Below are 21,846 nucleotides of genomic sequence, written 5' to 3'. Positions count from 1 at the left end.
AAATGTCACACTTAATAAGAGTTGCGATTGTTGGACGGCCAAACGTTGGCAAGTCTGCCCTTTTCAATGCGATCGTTGGAAAGAGAATTGCCATTGTCGATGAAGCCGAGGGAGTCACACGCGACCGCCTCTACGCCGAGGCCGATTTCTTTGGACAGCCATTTGAGATTATCGATACAGGCGGAATCGACCCCTCCTCACCGATCCCCTTTCAAGAAGAGGTCCGCCGCCAAGCAGAAGTCGCCATCCATGAAGCTGATGTGATCATCATGGTCGTCGATGGCACAGTCGGGCTGACTGAAATCGATGATAGAGTTGCAAGAACTCTTTTAAAAACTAAGAAGCCTATCTGCTTAGCAGTGAACAAGGTCGACAGCCACGCTCAGCTCGGTCTGATTCACGAGTTCCACGGCTTGGGCATCTCAAAAATTGTTCCCGTCTCTGCAGTGCAGCGCTTCCAAATCGCCGAACTCTTAGAGCACGCCTTCAAGGATGTCACCTTCCCGGAAGAGCAGGAAGATGAGGGATTTGGAATTAAGGTTGCCATCATCGGCCGTCCCAACGTCGGCAAATCCACACTACTCAACGCCTTCATGGAAGAGGAGCGCTGCGTCGTCAGCCCTATCCCAGGAACAACGCGCGATAGCATCGACGTCCACTTCACCTTCGAAGGAAGACCCTTTACCTTAATCGATACAGCAGGGATACGCCGCAAGCGCGCAGAGCACGATGCTGTCGATAAGTTTGCTGCCGTGCGCACCGAGCGCGCAATTGAGCGCGCAGACGTCTGCATCCTCATGCTCGATGCCGTAACCGGCATTACGACCCAAGAGAAGAGACTCCTCTCCATGTTAGAAGAGGCAGGCAAGGGGTGCCTCCTCGTGTTTAATAAGTGGGATCTAGTTAAAGGATTCCGCATGGAGCACTGCCTAAAAAGCCTCGAGATCGAAACCAGCTTCGCGAGCCACTGTCCGACCCTCTTCATCTCTGCTAAATCGGGAAGAAATCTCGAAAAGATCATTCCTCTTATTGAGGAGATCGCGGCCTCTCAGAAGAGACGCGTCACAACAGGCGAGCTCAACCGCTTCCTCGAGAAGTCGATCCAGGCCTACCACCCACCGATGCTCAAAGGCAAGCGCCTCCGCATCTACTACCTCGCTCAGGTTGGCATCTCGCCACCGCACTTTGTCATGTTTGTAAACAGCTCAGCGCTCATGCTTGAGACCTACAAGCAGTACCTCATTAACCAGTTCCGCAAGACCTACGGATTCAATGGAGTGCCCCTCGTCTTCACACTGCGCGGCAAGCGCGAGCGCGAAGAGGAGAGCACCACCACTCTTCCTCCAAAAAGCTCTCTCCCCGCTGCACCTCTCGATCTCGACCTCGACGAGGAGCTGGATGGCGATCTAGAGCTCGAGTTTGAAGAAGCCGACATCCTCTAGTTAACCGCCCAATATAAGTGGTAGTGCTCTTTGCAGCCGGGATTGAAGCCCGCGCTGCACTTCGGACACTCCATATTACAAGAGAGATACTCGCGGATTGTAAGCTCGGCGCCACAGCAGGTGCATAAAATCGCCAGAGTCTCATACTCGCTGGCGTCCCACCTCTCTGCTGGGTGATCTGCACCCGCCTCATGGCAGTAGAAGCAGGCCCAGTAGCGCAGACAGCATTTAAACTTAATCGCTATGACATCTAATGGGCCGTGGTAGTGCACGCACCCAGTTGGGTGCTCCTGTTTACTGCTTCTTTGAGAGCGCATGTTCTTTAAAGGTCGCTTGAAAAGAGGTGGAAAGCGCAAGCCGCTCTTGAAGCACCTTATCCGAATCGATCACAAGATCTTTATCCTTTAAAATCACATCCTCTTTAGAGCCGTGCTTTCCAATCGATGAGGCAAATATTTTTAAAAAATCACTCCAGAAGCACTCTAAAATCTGATCTTGCACGTCGCTTAATGTTGCACCCTTTGCAATGGTAATGGTTGAGGTCACCTGCGCCTTCATGATTAGGGGGTATGTCACTTCAATCGTCATCTTCCTACTCTCCTTTTTTTAGACCGATAATGAGAAATACTTTTGCTAGTTCCACTGATATAAATGGGTAGAATCCCATGGCAAGCGCGCTACTCAAGCCCACAAAACCCGCGAGCCAGAGAGAGCCGACTGCAAGCTGCATAAGGCAGATGAGAGAGACTCCGGTAACTCGCACAAATCCACTCTGATATCTTTGCACCACCCACCCGATGAGATAGGCTTGCACAGGGTAGGCGAGCAGGTAGCCGCCCGTTGTGCCAAAAAAGATCTGGATGCCCGCACGACCTCCCGCAAATACCGGCACTCCAGCCGCACCCTCCATCAGATAGAGGAGCGCAGCAAGTGCTCCCTTAGATCTACCGAGAAGTGTAGCAACGAGAATCACCCCGCAAGTCTGTCCGGTAAACGGAACGGGAGTAAAGTAGAGCGGAATAGAGATCTGAGCGCAGATGCCGATGAGACATGAACCATAAAAAATCTGCAGAAGAGGATGTTTAACAAGTTGAAAAAACACCTCTTTTTTCTGCTTTATTGCCAAAAATTCCATAAAAACCACCACTTTTTAATCATTTTCAGCCATTATACCCCCGACTGCTACTGTTGCAACTGGACAAAACACGCTTTTTAAACTACTTTCTAGTTTATAAAGAAGAAAACAGAAGCTGTTTCTTGTGGAAGCAAGCGCAAATGGATGGGGTTTTATAACCTTAAAACGAGGTGATTTTTATGCTTAAAGCCCTCTTTGGAAACCGAAACGTCGAGAGAATTCTTCTATTTCTCTTCGTGAATGAGAGGTGTTATGGCACCCAGCTACAATCTCTTTTGGGAGTTCCACTCACACCGATTCAGAAGGCGCTTCTCCGTTTAGAAAAAGAGGGAATCGTCAGCAGCTACTATGAGGGAAAGACGCGCATCTTCCAGTTAAATGCAGCCTGCCCCATCCGCCCTGAACTTGAGATGCTACTTAAAAAGGCGTACACGCTGCTCCCCTCCCTCGAAAAGAAGAGGTACTGCTTCATTCATAAGCCGAGACTTCGCCTTGAAGAGGAGGGAAAGAGAGAGAGGGATAGACGAAGCGAGCTCTCAGCCTTCTGGCAAAAGCTAACATCTGTGCATCTGCTCTCATTTTCAGCAAAAGCTCGCCATGGAGAGGAGCAGTCGGTAAAGGTCGGCAAGGCGGAGGTGGTTGTAAACTCTCCCACGTCAAATACCCTCGTTTTTCAGGAGAAGGGATACTGGCTCGTCGATCAGATTCCTACCACGGCTTTCAGCAGCAGCTTCCGCTGGACGCTCGACCTGAGCGCCTCACTCATCACCCTAGAACACCTCCGCTATGGAGCCACCCACCCCGTATTTCTGCTCCACCTTGCTCCCACAGAGCCCTTCCTGCTCGAGTCGGTCGATGCGCACCTCTGCTCAGGCGACTGCTACCTCGGAAATATCGTCTGGAGCCCAAATGCCATCCAGCTCCACTGGAGAATCATCGGCCCCCACAAGAACGACGAGCTCACCTACCACTACTCCTAAGAAGAGCCCGCCCGGGCGGATCTTCTCTCTTTTGATTATTTGGGGAAGGGGAAGTTTTTGAAGTCTTCGGCGACGAAGGTGTTGGGGAAGATGGTGCGCGCTTCGGAGGCGAATGCGTCGAGCTCCTGGTAGCGAGCGGAAAAGTGGGTGAGAATCAGCTGATTCACACCGGCTTTCTTTGCGATCTCAGCGGCCTGTTTGGCTGTGAGGTGGTTGTGCTTGGCGGCGAGGTCGTGGTGGCTCTCGAGGTAGGTGCTCTCGCACAGAAGAATTTTGGCGCCTTTTGCGATGTCGATCGCCTCTTGGCAGAATGCTGTGTCGATCACAACAGCAATAGAGTCGCCCTTACGCACCTGGCTAACCTCATCGAGGGTAACAAGGCTTCCACCAATAGTTACTTTTCCTTCTCTCTCTATCTCTCTAACGAGAGGTCCGTGCACTCCAAGCGCTTCTAACTTCTCTCTGTCAAACTTACGTGTATTGCGCTCGGTGACTCTCCATCCAATGCTCTCGACGCCGTGCTGCAGAAACTTAGCTTCGATGCAGAACTTTCCATCGTCATGAACCACCCCTTCTTCATTCACAGGGTGCTCGATCACAGTGATCATCTCGTGGTAGATGCAGCAGTAGCGAAGCCTGTCGAAGTAGGCCTTCCCGCTAGCGGGATAGTAGCAGTGGATTGGGTGTGTTACCTTGTCCAGATTTAGGCGCATGAGCATCGAACCGAGGCCAAGGCAGTGGTCTCCATGAAAGTGGCTGATGAAGATACGCGTGACTGTAGGAGGCGCAATATTGGCAAAAATGAACTGCCTCTGAGTCCCCTCGCCCGGGTCGAATAGAAAACCCTCATCATTCCATCTGACGAGGTAGGCTCCATGGTTGCGCCTTCTCGTCGGCTGCTGGCTTGAACAGCCCAAAATTGTTAGGTCGCGAATACTCATGCGGCCTCTCTAGAGAAAAAGGGCAGCCTGCCGAGAAGAAGTCCCGCAGCTCCTCCCACAACGTGTGCCGTGTTGGCAATATTTGCAGAGAAGGGCGAGTGGAGGAAGAGCTCCATGACAAAAGAGAAGGTCTCAAGCGCGCACATTGCGATCACAAAGATCAACAAGAAGAAGACGGTGGTTCTCTGAAGAGGGTATCCCTCCCATGGGGCGATCTTCTGACGCGTCCAGATAAAGCCCGCAAGACCCACAACGACCCCCGAGAAGCCTAAAAAGAAGGGTCCTCCCATGAGGTATTGAGCGATATTTGAAACGGTCCCTGTAATCAGAATAAGGATGAGCATATGCCACCGGCCGGTGCGCTCCTCAATCTGCCTGCCCAGTATCCAGAGCCAGATCATGTTAAATAAAATATGAAGAAATCCGCCGTGGAGAAGACAGGGAGAAAACATGCGCCAGAACTCTCCCTGGCGAATCTTCTCAAAAAGAGGAGGCAGGGAGTCCGGTATCTCTTCACCTCGTATCTTTTTTGTGAGAAGATCATAAAAGCCTGTCCAGTAGGGAATCCTTTGAACCTCTCTTATCTCTCTCTGCTCACTCACAGGCAGGTCTTTTAGCGACTTTACAGATTGCAAGGGGATCGATTTTAATACGTCTTCAAGAGCCTGGAAAGCGCAAGGGTAGTCGAACATCATCGTGCGGTAGATCGGTGTGAAGACGCCGATTTCAAGAGGGATTGGCCCCTGCTCCTTCTCCATTACGCGCGCTTGAAATCCACTCCAGAAAAAGAAGAAGACGCAGATTGAAAGAAAGAGGTTGGTCATACTCATTGCAAAAGGCACTTTTGGCCTCAACAGGACGCGAATGTGGAAGCGCTTCTGTTTGAGAGGCACTTCGGGAGCGATCTCCTCAACAACCGGGTGGACTGCTGCAATGGGAGCCTCTTCGCCAATAAGAAAGTCTTCAGGCGATTTTTTGAACCGCTCATACCAGGCGGTTGCAGCGGCAAACTGCTCATCATCTTCTATCCAGACGCGCACAGCGTGCTTTCCACTCTCGGTATCTGAGTAGGCCTCGTAAGAGCAGGCGATCCCCTCTTTATTTGCTAAAAAGTCGCAGAAGAGGTGAGCCTCCTTCTCTTCACCGAAAGTGCCAATTAAGCGCATGGAGCCTCTTTCTTCAGAATCTTTGCAATGATCGTAGAGGTTGAAAGGCCCGGAACCAGGTCGACGATGTGCACGCGTCCGCCATGAGAGAGCACAGTCTCTGCTTCGATGCACTGCGCGCCATACTCGGCCCCATTCACATGAACGTGCGGACGGATTTTTGAGAGGAGAGCTCTAGGGTCTGTCTCTTCAAACCAGGTGACGTAAGTTACGAATCCGAGCGCTGCCATCATGCGCAGGCGGTATTCAAGAGGAATGATAGGACGGTCGGGACTCTTGTACTGCTTAATCGATGCATCGCTATTTAATGCGACGATAAGAACGTCCGCTTGCTGAGAAGCTTGAAAGATCATCTCCAGGTGGCCAGCATGCAGAAGATCAAAAGAGCCGTTCAGTGTCGCAATGGTCTTTCCACTACTTCTGATCTCCTCCGCCTTTGCAGAGAGCTCATCCGGAGCAATTACTTTACTTAAGTAGAACTCTGCATAAGGAGTTGAAGCTGTCATCGAATCAGGGGAATGCGACACGGAAGACCTCATCATAATGTTCAACAAAGTGGACCTTGAGCCCCTTCTTCAAGTAGGCTGGAAGCTCATCGTAATCCCTCGCATTGTCCTTTGGGAAGATCAGGACTTCAACCTGGGATCTTCGCGCTGCAATCAGTTTCTCTTTCAAGCCGCCGATTGGAAGCACCTTTCCAGTCAAAGTTACCTCTCCAGTCATCCCCAAGTTCTGCCTTGCAGGAACGCCTTTGAGTAGCGACAGGAGCGCCGTTACCATGGTAATGCCCGCAGATGGCCCATCTTTTGGTGTTGCGCCTTCGGGAATGTGCACATGCACCTGACACTTCTCAAAAAAGGTGACCTCAGGCGCATATTTTTTCACCTGACTACTCAGATAGGACCAGGCGATCTGTGCAGACTCTTTCATCACATCTCCAGCTTGACCCGTCAGCTTCATCTCCACCTTCTCGGCAGGGACTTTTATCGTTTCGACATAGAGCGTTGCACCTCCATGAGAGGTCCATGCGAGTCCCATGCAGACCCCTACTGGAGTCTTCGCATAAAAGCGATCAGAAGTAAAGATCGGTTTTCCGAGGTAATCTTTGAGATTGCCTTCTGTGATCTGATGGTTATGACCTACTTTCTTGGCTGTTTTTGACTTCTTTCTCTCAAGCTCTTTAACGATTTTTACAGCGACCTTGCGCAAGATCTTCTTGAGATTGTTCTCTAAGTTTCTCACTCCAGCTTCGCGTGCGTATCCATTGATGATCTGCTTCAGAACTCCTCTCGTAAACTCAGCGTCAGATACTTTTAAGCCCATCGCTTTACGATTGCGTGGAATGAGATATTTTTTAGCGATCTCAACCTTCTCTTCAAGAATGTACCCGGACAGTCTGAGCACATCCATGCGGTCTCTCAGCGGATCTGGAATCGTATCCAGAACGTTCGCTGTCACAAGAAAGAGGACGTTTGAAAGATCGCATCGGACGTCGAGGTAGTGGTCTAAAAAGTCCTTGTTCTGTTCCGGATCCAATACTTCGAGAAGTGCAGAGGCTGGATCTCCATGGTAGCTTGAGCCCATCTTATCCACCTCGTCGAGCATGATGATCGGATTCATCGCTTGAGTGAACTTCAGCGCTTGAATGAGCTTTCCGGGCATCGCCCCGATGTAGGTACGTCGGTGCCCTTTGATCTCCGCCTCGTCGCGCATGCCTCCTACCGAGAATCGGTAGAACTGGCGATTTAATGCGCGTGCGATGCTCTTGCCAATGCTCGTCTTTCCCACCCCTGGAGGTCCGACAAGGCCAATGATACTCCCCTTCACTCCACCGCTGAGCTTCCCTACGCTGATGAACTCGAGGATGCGCTCTTTGATGTCGTTGAGGCCGTAATGGTCCTCTTCAAGCACCTTCTTCGCCATCCTCAGGTTGTGATGCTCTTCGCTATAGATGCCCCAAGGGATAATCGTGAGCCAATCTAGATAGTTTCTGCAGACGGCATACTCGGCCGATTGCACTTCAAGAACGTTTAACTTTTCAAGCTCATCCTTGATCACCGTCATGACATCTGTGGGAACTGTGCGCTTTTTCAAGCGTCCTTCGAACTTCTCGATGTCGCACGTCTTATCATCCTTCTCTAGACCCAGCTCCTTTTTAATCGTCTTTAGCTGCTCTCTTAAAAAGAATTCGCGCTGCGTCTTAGAAATCGAAGATTCGATCTTCTGGTTGATGCTATTCTGCAGCTTGCTGAGGTCGAGCTCCTTCTTCAGAAGAACGAGCGCTTTATCAATTCTGCCTTGAAGATCGAACGTTTCAAGAACCTCTTGCAGCTCCTCTCTGCTGGCTGTTGTGAGTGCAACTGCAAAATCTGCAAGCTTACCGGGCTCGGTGAAGTCGGAGTGTCCGAGAAAGATCTGAAGCTCCTCTTTGAAGAGAGGGTTGAGTTTAAGAAGCTCTTTGATTGTCGTGATGATGCTGATCGAGTAGGCCTTGAGCTCTTTCGAGAGCTTGCCAGAGACCTCCTCGTGATAGGAGACCTGCGCTCTTAAATTCTTTCCCTTGAGCGGCTTTGCGATGCTGATCCGCTTCTCCATGTTGAGAACGACTTGAGCTCCGCCCTGCTCCATTGGAATAATGCGCAGGATACGCGCAAGCACACCCACCGAGTAGAGATCGTCGAAACCGATCTTGTAGATGTTTACATCCTCTTTCTTCGTTAGAAAGAGACCCATGCACTTGTGTTTAGATTTGGCTACTGTCTTGAGAATCTCATAGTAGGCGCCGGGTTCGATTACAAGAGGCGCTGCCATGCCAGGGAAAAAAGGGCGCCTATTCAGAGGAATGACAAAGACCTGCTCGGGAGAGTCGGATTCCGCCTTCTCTCGCTGCTGATCTTCTTTGATCGACTCTTTGACAGTCTCGACGATAGACTCCTCTTCGTTGAACGAGTCTTTGTTCTCTTCGTAGTTCAAAATATTTTTCCCCACTAGTATAGGCGTAAAAATTTACCACCTTATTCAAAAAGCCGCAAGGATCGCTTCTTCCGATTTTTCCCTCTCTCTGCTATCCTATGCAAACTTATGACAGCTATTCTCATTGAAACAAGCTCAAAATCCGCAGGTATTGCCCTCTGCAAAAATGGAGAGCTCATCGCTCAGCGCCCTCTTGCAGGAGATAGCACTCTCTCAAAAATTATTTTTCTCTCCATCCAAGATCTCATTCGCGAATGCGATCTCGATCTGCGCCAGCTGACCTATATCGGACTGGGGATTGGACCCGGCTCCTACACCGGAACGCGCGTGGGCGCAACGATTGCAAAAACTTTAAGTTTCGCTCTTAACATTCCAATCATCAGCTTCTCTTCTCCTCTCGCCTTCCTCTCTTTTGAAGAGGGGACCTTTGCCAGCCTTCTCGAAAGAAAAGGCGGAGACTACTTCACCATCTTGGGAGAAAAGAGGGGCGGCTCTCTTTATTCGATCTTTCCCCACAAGTATGTCCCTGCTTCTGCGCTCGCCTCCGAACTCGAAGGGGTCTCCTTTGTCATCTGCGAAAGCGATTTAAACCTGTGCGCAAAACACATTAAACCCACCCTTCACCTCGCCTCTCTTGCCCCCTACATCCATGCAAAATGGCAAAAAAAAGAGTATGACTCCGAAGAAGGGACCGATCTACTCTATTTCAATCCTCTGATTTTTAATTGATCGATATCCTTGGGCTGAGTTAGGATGGTAGAGCAATTTTATAACAGTTAGGTTTTACGACTCATGACAAGTGTCAAACTACGTCCAGGCGAACCACTCGACAAAGCCCTTCGCGTTCTCAAGAAAAAACTTGATAAAGAAGGCGTGATGAAAGCTGCTAAAGCTCATCGCTTCTACGACAAGCCTTCGGTAAAAAGCCGTGCTAAGTCAAAAGCTGCTCTTAAGTATAAGAAGATCAAGTCCGGTCCTCCTCGCATGATGTAGCCCTAATTCGGGCTACTCTTTCGGCGTTAGCACTCACCTTTTTCTTGTGCTAAATGTTCTATTGAAAAAAACTCGCTGGGCATGCTAAATTCGGTACACTTATAGAGAGATTTTATGACAGATTTCTATCAAACTTTAGGTGTCCAGCGCGGTGCAACTCCAGACGAGATCAAAAAAGCTTACCGTAAAAACGCACTCAAATACCACCCCGACAAGAATCCTGACGATCCCAAGGCTGAAGCCAAATTTAAAGAGATCTCGGAAGCTTACGAAGTACTAAGCGACGAGAAGAAGCGTCAGATCTACGACCAGTACGGCGCAGATGCATTGAAAGGTGCAGCTGGCATGGGCGGCGGAGGTCACGGCGGCTTCTCTTCTATGGAAGAGGCTCTTCGCACTTTCATGGGAGCTTTTGGAGGCTCTGCCGGATCGGACAATATCTTCGGTTCTATGTTCGGCTTCGATTCTGATAGTCCCGATTCGGGAAGCCGTGCAGGAGCTAGCAAGAAGATGAATTTAACAATCTCTTTTGAAGAGGCCGTTCGCGGCGTCGAAAAAGAGGTCTCACTTACTACCTACCAGAGCTGCACGACTTGCGATGGTAATGGAGCTTCTTCCCCAGATAAGATCAAAAGATGTCCTCGCTGCCAAGGGTCGGGCCAAGTCCACCAGTCTCGCGGCTTCTTCAGCATGGCAGCGACCTGCTCTCAGTGCTACGGACGCGGCAAAGTGATCACTGAAGCGTGCTCAACATGCCAGGGCGAAGGCAGGGTAAAAGAGAAGCAGCGCGTAAAAATTAAGGTGCCTGCCGGCATCGACAATGGGATGCGCCTCAGGATGTCGGGATATGGAGACGCAGGCGAAGGCGGCGGCCCTCCAGGCGACCTCTATGTTTTCATCACTGTTGAGCCGCACGAGGTCTTCGAGAGAGAGGGCGACGATGTCATCCTCGAAGTGCCCATCAACTTCACAGAAGCAGCTCTCGGCTGCAAAAAGGAGATCCCCTCTCCTCTTGGAAAGTCTTGCCGCATCACCATTCCTGAAGGAACTCAGTCGGGGAAGGTCCTCCGCGTCAAAAACGAGGGAATTCCCAACGTGCACGGCCAGGGAAGAGGCGATCTGCTCACCAAAATCATCGTGGAAACCCCCGTCCGCCTTACAGAAAAGCAGAAGGACCTTCTGAAGACTTTTGGCGAACTCGAGAAGGAGAACAACTCTCCTCGAAAACAGGGCTTCCTCGACAAGATCACCGGCTTCTTCTCCTAAGAAGGGGCAGAAGAACGGGCGCGTTTACGACACAGATAGAAAAAGAATCGGGCGCGGGCACGCACACGGGCACGTTCACGAAGGAGGGAAAAAAAGAACCCCTCCCTCTCCCTCTTCCCGTTCTTCTCTCTTTCGTGAACGTGCCCGTGTGCGTGCCCGCGCCCGATCCTCTCTTCTATTTTTTTTCGGGATCGGGATCTTTGGGGAAGAGGTAGACCATGAGCCAGGCTCCTAGCACGATCAGAGCAAAGCCTGCAAACGTCGAGAGAGAAAGAGGGTTGCCCCAGAGCCACCAGTCGAAGATCATACTAAAAATCACACCCGCATAGAGAAAGACGCTAATCAGTCGAACAGGCGCATGCTTGCTTGCAAGCGTGTAGAGAATCTGGAAGGCGACGCCAAAAAGTCCGATAAGTGCTAGATACCAGAGAGCTTGCAGATCTAGAGCCTTCCAGTTAGCCTCTGCATTCAAAAAGACTCCGATTCCACTGCCAATTGCACCCACTAGAAAGAAGTAAAAGAGTGTGCGCTCAAACGGCTCAGTGTAGTGAGCAAAACGCAGCGCAACGGAGGCGACAGCTCCGCAGAGACCCGCAAGGAGCGCATATCCCGCAGCTGGCTGGAAAACGCCAACTCCAGGCTTTAACACAATGATCAAACCGATAAATGCAACTCCAATCCCCCAGAAGATCTGGTGCGGCATCGGAATACGTCTCCAAACAAAAGCGACGAAGGGAACAAAAATAGGCATGACATTGAAGAGCAGCGTTGCATCCGTTAAGAAGAGGTGTTTCAGCGAGTAGTAGTAGAAAAAGACGCTCCCTAACCCAAAGATCCCTCGCACCGTATGAACAGGCCACTCGCGCGTCTTGAGCTTCTCCTTCCAGCTCACAGGCCTTGAAAATTCGATCCATAGACCTATGACAATAAGCGAAAGCAGCATCCTTCCAAAGACCATCAGCTCGATCGATAAGGTCGGAGAGGCGTATTTAGCCACAGCTCCTGTTGCTGCACTAAAAAACGAGGCGATCAGCACACAAGGTATTGCAAAGCGAAGATCAGTTTTAGGCCGCATTTTGAATACTCTTCCTTTAGACCTCTTTCGAAACTCCATTTGCTTGTTAAAATTGGCCTTTTTGGCATTTTTGCCGCAAAATTTTTCCAAGCAAAGCGAATTTCGAAAGAGGTCTTTTTCTGCAGTCTTGCAGAATCTGAGAAAAAAGAGTATGTCTCAGAAATATGATCAGACCAAACAGGCCAGAAAAGCTGCCGCTCCGGCGGAAGATTGAGTGGAAGGGGCTGGATAAGCTCCTAGGTGAGGCCTATCTTACGCTTGGAAAGTTCGAAGCTCTCTCTGCTACTCCTGAGGCGAAAAAAATTATCCTCTCACATCTCGTTAGAGAGGAGGCGCTGGGTAGCATCCACTCACATGCGGCCCAAAAAAAAGTCATGCAGTTGAAGAGTTATGAAAAAGCTCTGTCGAGAGCGATGCGTCAGATCAGCCACAGAACGATCTCGCTAACTCTCATGCGTGAGATTCACGGAATTGTAAAAAAAGATCTCGGAGAGCCGCGCGATATCGGACGCTTTCGCACGCGTCAGAACTGGATCGGGCCTATCGGTAAAACAATCGAGAGCGCCTACTTTTTACCCCCCTCTCCCGACCTCCTGCTTCCCTCGATGAAAAATCTGATCCACTATCTGCGCATATCCAAGGATGATAAGCTCCTGCAGATCGCCATCTTTACTGCGCAACTTCTCATCGTCCACCCCTTCATGGATGGAAATGGGCGAGTTGCTCGAGTGCTCATTCCACTTCTCTTCTACAAGAAAAAGCTTCTCTCCTCGCCTCTTTTTTTCATGAGCCGTTACATAAAAATGAATCGCATTACCTATTTTAAAACTCTCTACTCCGTTTCTGAAAATAAAGACTGGAGAGGCTGGATCGAATTCTTTTTAAAGGGAGTAATTGAACAAGGAGAGTGGAGCTGCAAGCAGCTATTAGTGAAAAAAGAAAAGAGGCGGATCTCTCCGCCTCTTCTCAAGTTACGCAAAAGAGCTTAAACGGCAATTCCGCTCGAGCCCATCATCTCTCCACCTGTTGCGCTCTGTTTCATCACTTTCACAGCAGGTCTTGCTTTTCTTCTAGCAGTTTTCTTCTTAGCAACTTTTCTTTTTGCAGCTCTTTTAGCTGGCTTTCTCTTCGCAACGCGGCGCTTTGCAGCTTTTCTCGCTGGTCTTCTTTTTGTAGCGCGTTTCTTTGCGCGTTTTACTGTTCTTCTAACTGCTTTTCTTGCAGTTTTTTTACGCTTTGCTGGCGCTCTTTTCTTCTTTGCTTTCTTAGCCATGTTCACTCCGTTTTTTGTTTTATCTAAGAGCCTCGGATAGGGAAACTCTTGTTCATGTGCACACACTCTCATTATTAAAAATTTTATTCAATACTGTTTGTGAAAAAGGAAAAGGGTTAGAATGTGTATTTACCGATCTTTCAATGGAGAGAGTCATGAAAAAATTCTTGAGCCTTCTAACTCTTAGCTGCCTCGCGCTCTTGCAAAATGTGCATGCAGAAGAAAAATCTGAAGAGCGTGCAGTTGTAGTTCTTGGCGGTGGAGTGGGCGCACTCACCTCGGCTACCTATCTCGCACGTGCCGGAATTCCTCCACTTGTGCTCACTGGCCCACTTCCTGGAGGCGCGCTGGTACAGTCGCACTCTGTTCAGAACTGGCCAGGAGAGCTCGATATCTCGGGTTTAGATCTCGTTGAAAAGATGCAGGTCCAAGCAGAGACAAATGGCGCGGAGCTGCGCGGTGACGAGGTGATCCACGTCGACTTCTCGAAGCGACCCTTTACGATTACAACAAGAGATCCAAGCGGCGAGATTAAAAGGATCCACGCTCAGGCAGCGATTATCGCTCTTGGCGCAGTGCCGAACATGCTTGGGGTGAGTGGCGAAAAAACTTACTGGCTTAAAGGCGTCTACAACTGCGCAGTATGCGATGGCGGCTTTTACAAAGACAAGGTTGTGGCAATTGTAGGTGGAGGCGATAGCGCTCTGACTGAAGCGCACTATCTTTCCAATATTGCCAAAAAGGTCTACCTCATCGTCCGCAAAGAGCAGTTCAAGACTGTTGAAGAGCAGAGAAAGCGCGAAATCCTGGCTCGTCCAAACATTGAGCTTCTTATGAAGACAACAGTGGAAGAGGTGAAAGGCAACGGAGAAAGAGTGACCTCGCTTACTTTACAAAAAGATGGAAAAGAGAAAGTAGATCTACCCGTCGACGCACTCTTTCTAGCTATTGGTTCTCAGCCAAATACTTCTCTCTTTACAGATCAGCTCGCCCTCGATCCACAGGGTTACATCCAGCTAAAACAGCACCAGCAGACCTCTGTTGATGGTATATTCGCCTTAGGCGATGTCGTAGATCGCGAGTTCAAGCAAGCAGTCACAGCCGCAGGCGATGGCGCAAAAGCTGCCTTGCAAGCGCAAAAATGGCTGACGCGCTACTCTCCAATGCGCAAAGGAGCTGAAGAGATCGCCTCCCCAGAATCGGACATTGTTTTTGTTAAATCTTCCAAACAGTTTCAGGAAGAGATAGACAAAGCGGGAACTACTGTTTTTGTCTACTTCTTCTCCCCTCGCTGCATTCCCTGCCGCACATTCGGACAGGTCTATGAAAAATGGGCTAAAGCGTATGGGACAAAAGTCCGCTTTTTAAAGGTAAACGTTCTAGATGCGCACGACATCAACTCCCGCTACCAGATCATGGCGATTCCAAGCCTTGTGATCTTAGATAAAAATGGAAAGCTGGTGCGTCAAGAAGAGGGAACCAAGCAGATCGCTTACATTGAATCGCGCCTGCGCGAGCTAAACACTGCTGACACCGTCGACTTCAAGCGGGTTCGATAGCCGCCTTTTGAGCTGCTAGATGCCGGTTAAACATATCGATATAGAGCTGAGCATGGCCAGAAGCACATTGTGTCTTCCAGTGCTCTTCGAACGGAACGAGCTCCTCACCAAAGAGCCAGCCAATCGAGAGCCCCTCTTTTCGGCACATCTCAGTAATAGCCGCAGCAATTTTGATATTATTATATTCGATAGCTTCTACCTTCATCGCGAATGCAGTGCCATCGAGGATCAGCCCCTGATCAATCTCGTTATAGAGTGCTTCAATCTCTCTTCTTTGGCAGACATTGACGAGCTCAAAAAGCAGAACTCCAAGCTTCATCTCGAATGATTCTGAAGATAGAATCCCGATCGTTCCCGTGCTAAAAGTGTATCTTCCACTGAATGGAAACTCTCCATCGGGGATAAATTCGACCATAAGCGGAAGAGAGGAGATCCTCTTTTGAACCATAGAGGCGACCTCAAAAAGCCTTGAAGCAGTGGCAGAGGTTTTAAAGGTTTTTAAAAGAAGCTCTGGGGTTTCTTTCTTACTCTTTGTAGAGAGCGGACGCACCTCGACTCTGCCTCTCTTTGCGGAGGGCATGGAGCCTTCATCCTCTTCCTCTCTTTTTCGCTTAACTCCTTTACCAGCAGTGGATACAGGAGGAGATGCAGCAATAGATGTCATAATGACTGTTAATTTTATTTTTAATTAACAATATTGTACTCAAAACAAACTAAGAGGTGTTATCTTATGAGCTGTATCTTGTCTTGCCTATCTTCATGTTTTTCTTCCTGCTGTTCATCTTCAAAACCTGTGGAGCAGCTGCCGCCGCAGACTCCTGCTGCGCCAAGAGGAGCTACGATAAGAAGTGATGAAAGAGCTATGCCTTCAATCCCTTCCTTGCCAGCAAGTAAGCCTTCTGGAGATCAGATTCCAGGCTTTTCTGATCCCTCTTATGTTCAAGTTGAAATGGGGACACAAGCTGCGGCTCCAGGCTCTATAGCACAAGAAGTTAAAGAAGAAAAAAAGGAAGAAGAGGGGCCTGCAATATCAATATCGATTACTCAACGGCAAGTCTACTCCCACTCGACCATCTCAGCCGCTCCCCCTTCCGCGCTTCTAGCGGTATTAGAAGAGAGCGCTCAAGCTAAAGCCGCTGCGCTTGCAGCTCCTCTGCATGAAAATATCCAAGCTGGTAGATCTGTCTTCTCGTCAGCCGAATCCCATGTGCGCTTTATCGCTGAGCAGAGAAAGCTTCAAGAAAAGCTCGAGGCTGCAAAAACTACAGCATCCGCTGGTGCTGGCGCAGGTAGTGCAGGTTCTGCAGCTAGTGTTGATGAGTTTTCTCTCGACGGCTAGCTCGTCTCAAGCTGCTCAGTGAGTTGAATGAGTTTCTGGTAGCGGCGTGCGATCTCTTTCTCCCGGACGCCGCTCTTCTTTAAGAGCTCTTGGAGCTTCTGCGTCTCTCCCCTTTGCGAGGCTTCACTAGCCAGAAGATGCTCTTTCGCATGCTCAGCTTCTAAATCCGAAAGCTCTTTTTCAAGGCGCTGAATCTCTTTTTTTAGAGACCGAATTGCATTCTCTCTCTCCTGCTGATTAGATGCGCGCGCATCTTTTGGAGGAGCCTTCTTGCTCTTCTTTGCTGGCCCGCCCTCTTCTTCCCAGCCCACTGTTTCCAGGAACTCCTCATAAGTTCCCAGAAAGAGCTCCTGTTTCGCCTCATGGCAGACGAGGATCTTATGCAGATTGAGGCGCTTCAAAATCAGTTCGCTGTGAGTGACGAGAATGCATGCGCCAGAGAACTCCTCAACGGCATCGATAAGCGCTTCGATCGATTCGATATCGAGGTGGTGGGTCGGTTCATCGAGAAGAAGGATATTGCAGGGCTTAGCGAGAATCTTTCCTAGCAGCACACGGCTCTTTTCTCCTCCAGAGAGGACGGAGATCTTCTTTTTAGCCTTGTCGCCGCTAAACATCATCTGGCCGCAGATGCGTCGAACATCGGAAAAACTGAGGCGCGAATTGGCGGAGCCGATCTCCTCTTCAATGCTTCTTGAGCCCTCAAGTCTCTGGATATTCGTCTGTCCAAAATAGCCAATGTGAGCTTGATCCGAAAGTGTCACCTCGCCTGATTTTGGCGAGAGCTCTTGAATGAGCAGTCGGAGGATCGTCGACTTGCCATATCCGTTCTTACCGATGATCGCAACGCGCTCTCCCCTTTCCACAGCAAGAGAGAGCTCTTGAATAAGGGGCTTCTTCTCCTCGTAGGAAAAGTTGACATCTTTCGCTTCGATCATCTTTCTGCCGTGAAAGGGGCTCTCGTGGAAGTTGAAATCGAGATGGTAGAGGTTTTTGAGCTGCTCTAAAACGGGAATTCTATCGAGCATCTTCTGCTTCGATTGGGCTTGAGTCGCCTTTGATGCTTTGGCTCCGAAACGCTCGATAAATGATTCGAGATGCTCCCGCTTCTTCTCTTGATTCATGCGCGTCTTCTCATGCTGCTCTTCCTGCATCATGATCAGGTTGAAAAATTCGGTTGTACCACCCTCGACTTTACGCACCTTATTACGGTGGATACCAAGCGTGTGTGTTGCGATGCTATCCATGAACTCGCGATCGTGCGAGATGATGATTAGCTCTCCCTGCCAGCGCTGAAGGAAGCGGGTCAGGAAGCGGAGTGAGAGAATATCTAAGTAGTTTGTAGGTTCATCGAGAAGGAGGCAATCGGGTTCGGAGAGGAGGACCTTAACGAGGTGCAGGCGAAGCTGGTAGCCGCCAGAAAGAAGCGATGTGGAGAGGTCTAGCTGCTCCTCATTAAAGCCAAGGCCCAGAAGCATCTTTTCAGCTTTATAGACGCTATCCCTCTCCGCTTCAGGCAGGCCTAGGCACGCCTCTTCGATCACAGAAGGAGCTGTAAAACGGATGTGCTGATCGAGGTAGCCTAATCTGTAGCCTTTAGATAGAGAGATGCTCCCTCGATCTGGGGTCTCCTGACCCACAAGCATACGCAAAAGAGTGGTCTTTCCAGAGCCATTTCGCCCTACAAAGCCGCACCTCTCCCCTGGGCCTATTGTAAAAGAGGCCTGTTCAAACACCGTTTCTCCATCAAAGGAGACGCTTAAATTGTCGACTTGAATCATGACGACATTTTACTTTTTTTGCCTTCTTTAATCCACTGAAAATTAGAGCGTTACAAAGTCTTGTTTTTTAAACTAATTTATTGATTAATAATATAATTTTTATTATAATAAAACATAAAATTAAGGTGATTATATGACAACAGTTAGTGATGTTTATAAAATTCCAGAGGTAGTATTAAGCCCATCTAGCGATAGTGGCAGCAGCAGCGGCGGCGCTGGATCCACTTCAGAGAAGGTGCCTCGCCTGAATCTCACCACAGTATCCAGTGGAGCTTCCAGCACGACTTCTCGAACCGCTGAAGAGATGATCAGAGCTCGAGCTGAACGGGTAGCGAGTCAGAAGCCTCCAGAGAGACTATTTCGCACGAGATCTGTAGCCGCACTGAATAAAAGCGCCGAATCATGGACAGAAAGAACAGCGGCAAAATTAGAGAAGCGCGGAAAGCTCGGCAAGGTCGGCGGAGCCGCATTTAGGTTCGTTGAAGGGGTAGTCGATGTGGGCATCGTGAAACCCGTGGGGCTCGGCCTCGCAGTTGCCGATACAGCCGTGCTCGAAGCTGCGGCGCTTGTTACAGTCTTGGGAACAGGAGCAGGATACAGCAAAAAAGGTAGACAAGTTGCAGAAGGGCTTGCAGTAGCTGGAGGCCACCAGTTAAAAAGCGCAGGGTGCGCACTTGCATCGGCAATTTCTACAACTGTAACCGGCGTTCCGCGCTACATCTTAAAACGGGCAAGCAGAGAGTGTTTCGATTCTATCAAGGGCAAACTGGTTCGCTTCGGACAAAAGATGCAGACAAAAGGGGTAGCAAGAACAAGAGACGCCGGAGCTGCGCAGATGCCTCTTGAAAAAAGGGTGACTGCCGCGATCGATAAATCTGGCTACATTCATGCAGTGAATGAGCTCACAGGCCTAGCAGGCTATGGACGAGCTCTACTCGCAGGCGCGGGCGCCGGTGCGGGCAGCTCTCCCTCTCCTTCACAGAGAGTTGCAACTACAGTCGCACCTGCACCCTCTCCAGAGCTTGTGCTGGAAGACCTACATAACACCCCGGCTCAAGCAGGTTCTTAACAACAACCGCTCCCGCTCCGATGATCACATCGGAGCCTATCTTCACAGAATCCCTTACGGTAGCTCCTGCTCCGATAAAAACGCGGTCGCCAATCTGCGAACGCCCCGCAATTGTGGCATTTGGCGCAACGTGCGAGTGAGAGCCGATTACAACCTCATGCTCGATGATCGCTCCGGTGTTAATAATCGTATTCTCGCCAATTCTGGCCTCGGGACCGATATGCGCAAAGCTCCCAACAAAACATCCCCTGCCGATCTCTGAAAGGTGTCCTCTATGAGAGGATGGTGCGATCACACGGATCCACGACTCTCCCTGTAAGCTCTTCCAGAGCTCCTCCCGGCGCTTGTTATCTCCAAGTGCAAGAATACAAGCTCCTCTTCCCCCGGGCAGTGTTGAGAGCACGGGAAAACCGAGGACTCTCTCTCCGGGCTCTCCTCCCTCATCAAAGAAGAGAATTTTTGTATGCGGTGCAGCTGCCAGGATGATATCGGCTACGCTTCGTGCGTGGCCGCCGCAACCAAAAATGAGGATCTCGTCTGGGAGTAAAAACTCTTGATCTGCGCGCAAATGTACTCCATCTCTTGTGTTGAAAGTTCTGGGAAACTGGGTAGGTTAATCCCTCTTGAAGAGAGATCTTCAGCAACAGGAAACTGCTTGCCGCCTCCCTCATACATCGGAAGCTTGTGAATGGGATGGAAGAAGGGGCGGGTCTCTATCTCTTGAGCTGCGAGAAAATCGCGCAGAGGGTCGCGAAGGCCCCGCTCTTCAACTAGAATTGAGATCATCCAGTAGGAGTGTAAGCAGTCTGGACTCTCTGCGTGCAAGAGAAGAGGAAGGCCCTTTAGCTTCTCTGCATATGCTGCAGCAAGAGCTCTCTTCTTTCGAAGGATCTCTGCTGCCTTCTCAATCTGCGCAAGGCCCACAGCAGCTGCGAGGTTTGTCATCCGGTAGTTGTATCCAACCATCTCGTGCCAGTAGGTGCGAGCCCGTGAATTTCCCTGATTCTTTAACATTGCGATCTTCTGAAAGAGGGCCTCATCATTCGTTGTGACCATTCCCCCTTCACCGGTTGTAATCGTCTTATTTCCAAAGAAGCTGTAGGTGGACATGTCCGCATGGCTGCCGACGTGGCATCCTTTAAAAAATGTGCCAAATGCCTCTGCGCAATCCTCTACCAGAAATAGACCATGCTCATCTGCAATCTCTTTTAATGCATCGAGATCGCATGGATGGCCATAGAGGTGAACAGCGATGATCCCTCGCGTCTTTGAGGTGATCTTTCGCTTCACATCTTCAGGGTCGATCTGCCAGTCGCTCGCGCGTGAGTCGACAAAGACGGGAGTCGCTCCGACGTAGGAGATCGCATTGACAGAAGCGACATAAGTAAGCGTGGGGACGATCACCTCATCACCTGGGCCTATTCCTAAAGCGAGGAGAGCGAGGTGAAGAGCCACCGTTCCATTGCAAACAGATGCGGCGTAGCGCGCATCGACAAACTTACGAAACTGCTCTTCGAACCTTTCGATAAAGACCCCTTTTGAGGAGATCCAGGTCGAATCTAAACACTCATTTACGTAGACGCGCTCTCTCCCGCAGAAGTAGGGCTTATAAACGGGAATGTGCATAGGACTTCTCAAATAGATTGATGTATTTCTGCGCAACGCTCTTCCAGTCGTATGCTGAGAGTCTAGCTTGCGAGAGAAGCGCCTCTTCTGCAGCCTTCTGGGGATTGCTGAGAAGTGCGTCTATCTTTTCTGCGATATCGGGTGAGGAGCGGGGATTGAAGAGAGCGGCTTTTACACCCTGCACCTCCATGTGCTCCGTAAAAGGAGGAATATCGGACATCGCAACGGGAACTGCGCGCTGCCACGCATCGAGACCCGGTCCGCAGCCCGCCTCATAAAGAGAGGTCGACACCACAAGAGTTGCGCACTGGATGAGCGCATCCATCTGCAGATTGGAGACGTAGCCAAACCCGATCACATTCCGATTCTCATCCCCCACCTCTAAGCCCAGAAGGCCCGCTCTTCCGTTTACACTCTCAGTTCCATAGCCCGCAAACACGAGCTTTAGCTCGGGATGCTTCTGATGAAGAAGATGGAATGCGCCAATCAGGCTTCCGAGATTCTTGTGCGGACTGGTATTTGTTGGATAGAGCAGGTAGGGACCGGAGATTCCCATCTCTTTCACCACTTTTTCCGCCTCGGACTGCGAGATCTCTGTTTCAGCTCCCAGAGAAGAGAGGTGTATGACCTCTGCTCTACCACTAAATTCAGGATAGAACTTCTCGAGCTCCGCCTTCATGAAGTGGGTTGATACAACCGGATTTGCGACCCTCAGCCAGCGCGGAATCTCCTCTTGAAGAAACTTAAAATGCGAGGGGTGCAGCGCGGTGCCATTAAAGTAGTAGCGGAAGTTGAAGTCGTGGAAGATCGCAACTACGGGGATTTTAACCTGAGGAGCTCGTGCAAAATAGGGCCATGTACAGAAGAGAAGATCATACTCTTTTGCGATCTGCTCATACTCTTTATGGATCGCCCCTGAAAAATATAGGGGAAGAAGAGAGAGCGCCCGCTCATACCGCTTCTGCATGAGAGCAATAAGCGCCTTTCCTCCTCTAACTTTTGAAAAGATCTTTGCGTTGGCAAATTTTGCGGATTTTAAAAACTTGACCTTGATGCCTAGCGCTTCAAACTCCTCTGCTAAGCCATCGCGCATGAGAGCCGCCCGATTTCCATAGAAGTGGAGCTCCCAATCTGGGCGGAGCTCGCGTATTGCGGGTAGAAGGCAGCGCAAAACTCTACTTCCGCCGCCATAGTTCACGACGTGATCGACAATCGCAACTCTCATGAA

Annotated in this window: 23 protein-coding genes; 9 read left to right on the top strand and 14 right to left on the bottom strand. The window is 50.0% G+C overall.

What is annotated here, in order from left to right; genetic code table 11:
- Window positions 1-2 precede the first annotated feature (2 nt).
- Window positions 3-1,442, top strand: coding sequence for a ribosome biogenesis GTPase Der (gene der, locus HYX48_08495; GenBank protein MBI2743938.1), 1,440 nt, complete (start codon window positions 3-5; stop codon window positions 1,440-1,442).
- Here the strand turns inward: der and HYX48_08490 are convergent.
- Genes HYX48_08490 through HYX48_08480 form a run of 3 tightly spaced genes read right to left on the bottom strand, consistent with a single transcriptional unit; the run spans window position 1,439 to window position 2,577 of the window.
- Window positions 1,439-1,759: a hypothetical protein gene (locus HYX48_08490; protein ID MBI2743937.1), complete on the bottom strand. Its 321-nt coding sequence runs from the start codon at window positions 1,757-1,759 to the stop codon at window positions 1,439-1,441. The genes der and HYX48_08490 overlap by 4 nt on opposite strands.
- Window positions 1,737-2,030 carry a hypothetical protein gene (locus HYX48_08485; protein MBI2743936.1) on the bottom strand — a complete coding sequence of 98 codons (294 nt, stop codon included), beginning with the start codon at window positions 2,028-2,030 and terminating at the stop codon, window positions 1,737-1,739. Before HYX48_08485 ends, HYX48_08490 begins: the two co-directional genes overlap by 23 nt.
- A 4-nt stretch (window positions 2,031-2,034) precedes the next feature.
- A complete protein-coding gene (locus HYX48_08480) occupies window positions 2,035-2,577 on the bottom strand; it encodes a biotin transporter BioY (GenBank protein ID MBI2743935.1) in 543 nt (180 codons plus the stop codon).
- A gap of 179 nt (window positions 2,578-2,756) precedes the next feature.
- Here HYX48_08480 and HYX48_08475 point away from each other — a divergent pair, with 179 nt between their 5' ends.
- The gene (locus HYX48_08475; GenBank protein MBI2743934.1) at window positions 2,757-3,557 is read left to right on the top strand and encodes a winged helix-turn-helix transcriptional regulator; all 801 of its coding nucleotides are present in this window, start codon (window positions 2,757-2,759) and stop codon (window positions 3,555-3,557) included.
- Between the two features lie 35 nt (window positions 3,558-3,592).
- Here the strand turns inward: HYX48_08475 and HYX48_08470 are convergent, their stop codons facing one another.
- The 4 genes from HYX48_08470 to lon are packed head-to-tail and all read right to left on the bottom strand — an operon-like array spanning window position 3,593 to window position 8,640.
- Window positions 3,593-4,498 carry a ribonuclease Z gene (locus tag HYX48_08470; protein MBI2743933.1) on the bottom strand — a complete coding sequence of 302 codons (906 nt, stop codon included), beginning with the start codon at window positions 4,496-4,498 and terminating at the stop codon, window positions 3,593-3,595.
- The gene (locus HYX48_08465) at window positions 4,495-5,664 is read right to left on the bottom strand and encodes a rhomboid family intramembrane serine protease (protein MBI2743932.1); all 1,170 of its coding nucleotides are present in this window, start codon (window positions 5,662-5,664) and stop codon (window positions 4,495-4,497) included. The genes HYX48_08470 and HYX48_08465 overlap by 4 nt, the downstream gene beginning before the upstream one ends.
- The gene (locus tag HYX48_08460; GenBank protein ID MBI2743931.1) at window positions 5,655-6,170 is read right to left on the bottom strand and encodes an adenylyltransferase/cytidyltransferase family protein; all 516 of its coding nucleotides are present in this window, start codon (window positions 6,168-6,170) and stop codon (window positions 5,655-5,657) included. Before HYX48_08460 ends, HYX48_08465 begins: the two co-directional genes overlap by 10 nt.
- Window positions 6,171-6,174: 4 nt before the next feature.
- Entirely contained in the window at window positions 6,175-8,640 is a 2,466-nt protein-coding gene (lon, locus tag HYX48_08455; protein MBI2743930.1) for an endopeptidase La, read from the bottom strand.
- Between the two features lie 105 nt (window positions 8,641-8,745).
- Between lon and tsaB the strand changes: the two genes are divergently transcribed.
- From tsaB to dnaJ, 3 genes are all read left to right on the top strand, one after another.
- Window positions 8,746-9,366, top strand: a complete 621-nt coding sequence (gene tsaB, locus HYX48_08450) for a tRNA (adenosine(37)-N6)-threonylcarbamoyltransferase complex dimerization subunit type 1 TsaB (protein MBI2743929.1) — start codon at window positions 8,746-8,748, stop codon at window positions 9,364-9,366.
- Between the two features lie 63 nt (window positions 9,367-9,429).
- Complete coding sequence (locus tag HYX48_08445) at window positions 9,430-9,630, top strand: 30S ribosomal protein S21 (GenBank protein MBI2743928.1); 201 nt, start codon at window positions 9,430-9,432, stop codon at window positions 9,628-9,630.
- 114 nt (window positions 9,631-9,744) lie between these two features.
- On the top strand, window positions 9,745-10,896 hold the full coding sequence (gene dnaJ, locus HYX48_08440) for a molecular chaperone DnaJ (protein MBI2743927.1): 1,152 nt from the start codon (window positions 9,745-9,747) through the stop codon (window positions 10,894-10,896).
- Window positions 10,897-11,071: 175 nt separating this feature from the next.
- Here the strand turns inward: dnaJ and HYX48_08435 are convergent, their stop codons facing one another.
- A complete protein-coding gene (locus HYX48_08435) occupies window positions 11,072-11,971 on the bottom strand; it encodes a DMT family transporter (protein ID MBI2743926.1) in 900 nt (299 codons plus the stop codon).
- 164 nt (window positions 11,972-12,135) lie between these two features.
- Between HYX48_08435 and HYX48_08430 the strand changes: the two genes are divergently transcribed.
- Window positions 12,136-12,960: a Fic family protein gene (locus HYX48_08430; GenBank protein ID MBI2743925.1), complete on the top strand. Its 825-nt coding sequence runs from the start codon at window positions 12,136-12,138 to the stop codon at window positions 12,958-12,960.
- Here HYX48_08430 and HYX48_08425 read toward each other — a convergent pair.
- Window positions 12,957-13,244, bottom strand: a complete 288-nt coding sequence (locus HYX48_08425; protein MBI2743924.1) for a hypothetical protein — start codon at window positions 13,242-13,244, stop codon at window positions 12,957-12,959. The genes HYX48_08430 and HYX48_08425 overlap by 4 nt on opposite strands.
- A 155-nt stretch (window positions 13,245-13,399) precedes the next feature.
- Between HYX48_08425 and HYX48_08420 the strand changes: the two genes are divergently transcribed.
- A complete protein-coding gene (locus HYX48_08420) occupies window positions 13,400-14,803 on the top strand; it encodes an FAD-dependent oxidoreductase (GenBank protein MBI2743923.1) in 1,404 nt (467 codons plus the stop codon).
- On the opposite strand, the gene HYX48_08415 is transcribed toward HYX48_08420, so the two are convergent.
- Window positions 14,787-15,467 carry a hypothetical protein gene (locus tag HYX48_08415; GenBank protein MBI2743922.1) on the bottom strand — a complete coding sequence of 227 codons (681 nt, stop codon included), beginning with the start codon at window positions 15,465-15,467 and terminating at the stop codon, window positions 14,787-14,789. The genes HYX48_08420 and HYX48_08415 overlap by 17 nt on opposite strands.
- 66 nt (window positions 15,468-15,533) lie before the next feature.
- Between HYX48_08415 and HYX48_08410 the strand changes: the two genes are divergently transcribed.
- Entirely contained in the window at window positions 15,534-16,142 is a 609-nt protein-coding gene (locus HYX48_08410) for a hypothetical protein (protein ID MBI2743921.1), read from the top strand.
- Here the strand turns inward: HYX48_08410 and HYX48_08405 are convergent.
- Window positions 16,139-17,920 (bottom strand): ATP-binding cassette domain-containing protein, encoded by a 1,782-nt coding sequence (locus HYX48_08405; GenBank protein MBI2743920.1) that lies wholly within the window; start codon window positions 17,918-17,920, stop codon window positions 16,139-16,141. The two genes, HYX48_08410 and HYX48_08405, sit on opposite strands and share 4 nt — an antisense overlap.
- A gap of 136 nt (window positions 17,921-18,056) precedes the next feature.
- Here HYX48_08405 and HYX48_08400 point away from each other — a divergent pair, with 136 nt between their 5' ends.
- Window positions 18,057-18,992: a hypothetical protein gene (locus HYX48_08400; GenBank protein ID MBI2743919.1), complete on the top strand. Its 936-nt coding sequence runs from the start codon at window positions 18,057-18,059 to the stop codon at window positions 18,990-18,992.
- Here the strand turns inward: HYX48_08400 and HYX48_08395 are convergent.
- Genes HYX48_08395 through HYX48_08385 form a run of 3 tightly spaced genes read right to left on the bottom strand, consistent with a single transcriptional unit; the run spans window position 18,916 to window position 21,843 of the window.
- Window positions 18,916-19,560 carry an acetyltransferase gene (locus HYX48_08395; GenBank protein MBI2743918.1) on the bottom strand — a complete coding sequence of 215 codons (645 nt, stop codon included), beginning with the start codon at window positions 19,558-19,560 and terminating at the stop codon, window positions 18,916-18,918. The two genes, HYX48_08400 and HYX48_08395, sit on opposite strands and share 77 nt — an antisense overlap.
- A complete protein-coding gene (locus tag HYX48_08390) occupies window positions 19,485-20,618 on the bottom strand; it encodes a DegT/DnrJ/EryC1/StrS family aminotransferase (GenBank protein MBI2743917.1) in 1,134 nt (377 codons plus the stop codon). Before HYX48_08390 ends, HYX48_08395 begins: the two co-directional genes overlap by 76 nt.
- On the bottom strand, window positions 20,599-21,843 hold the full coding sequence (locus HYX48_08385; protein MBI2743916.1) for a glycosyltransferase: 1,245 nt from the start codon (window positions 21,841-21,843) through the stop codon (window positions 20,599-20,601). The genes HYX48_08390 and HYX48_08385 overlap by 20 nt, the downstream gene beginning before the upstream one ends.
- Window positions 21,844-21,846: the final 3 nt, after the last annotated feature.

It is taken from the genome of Chlamydiales bacterium, from assembly GCA_016185065.1.
Taxonomy (GTDB): domain Bacteria; phylum Chlamydiota; class Chlamydiia; order Chlamydiales; family Rhabdochlamydiaceae.
Note: the sequence above shows the minus strand (reverse complement) of the source record. Positions and strands in the feature narration are given on the sequence as shown.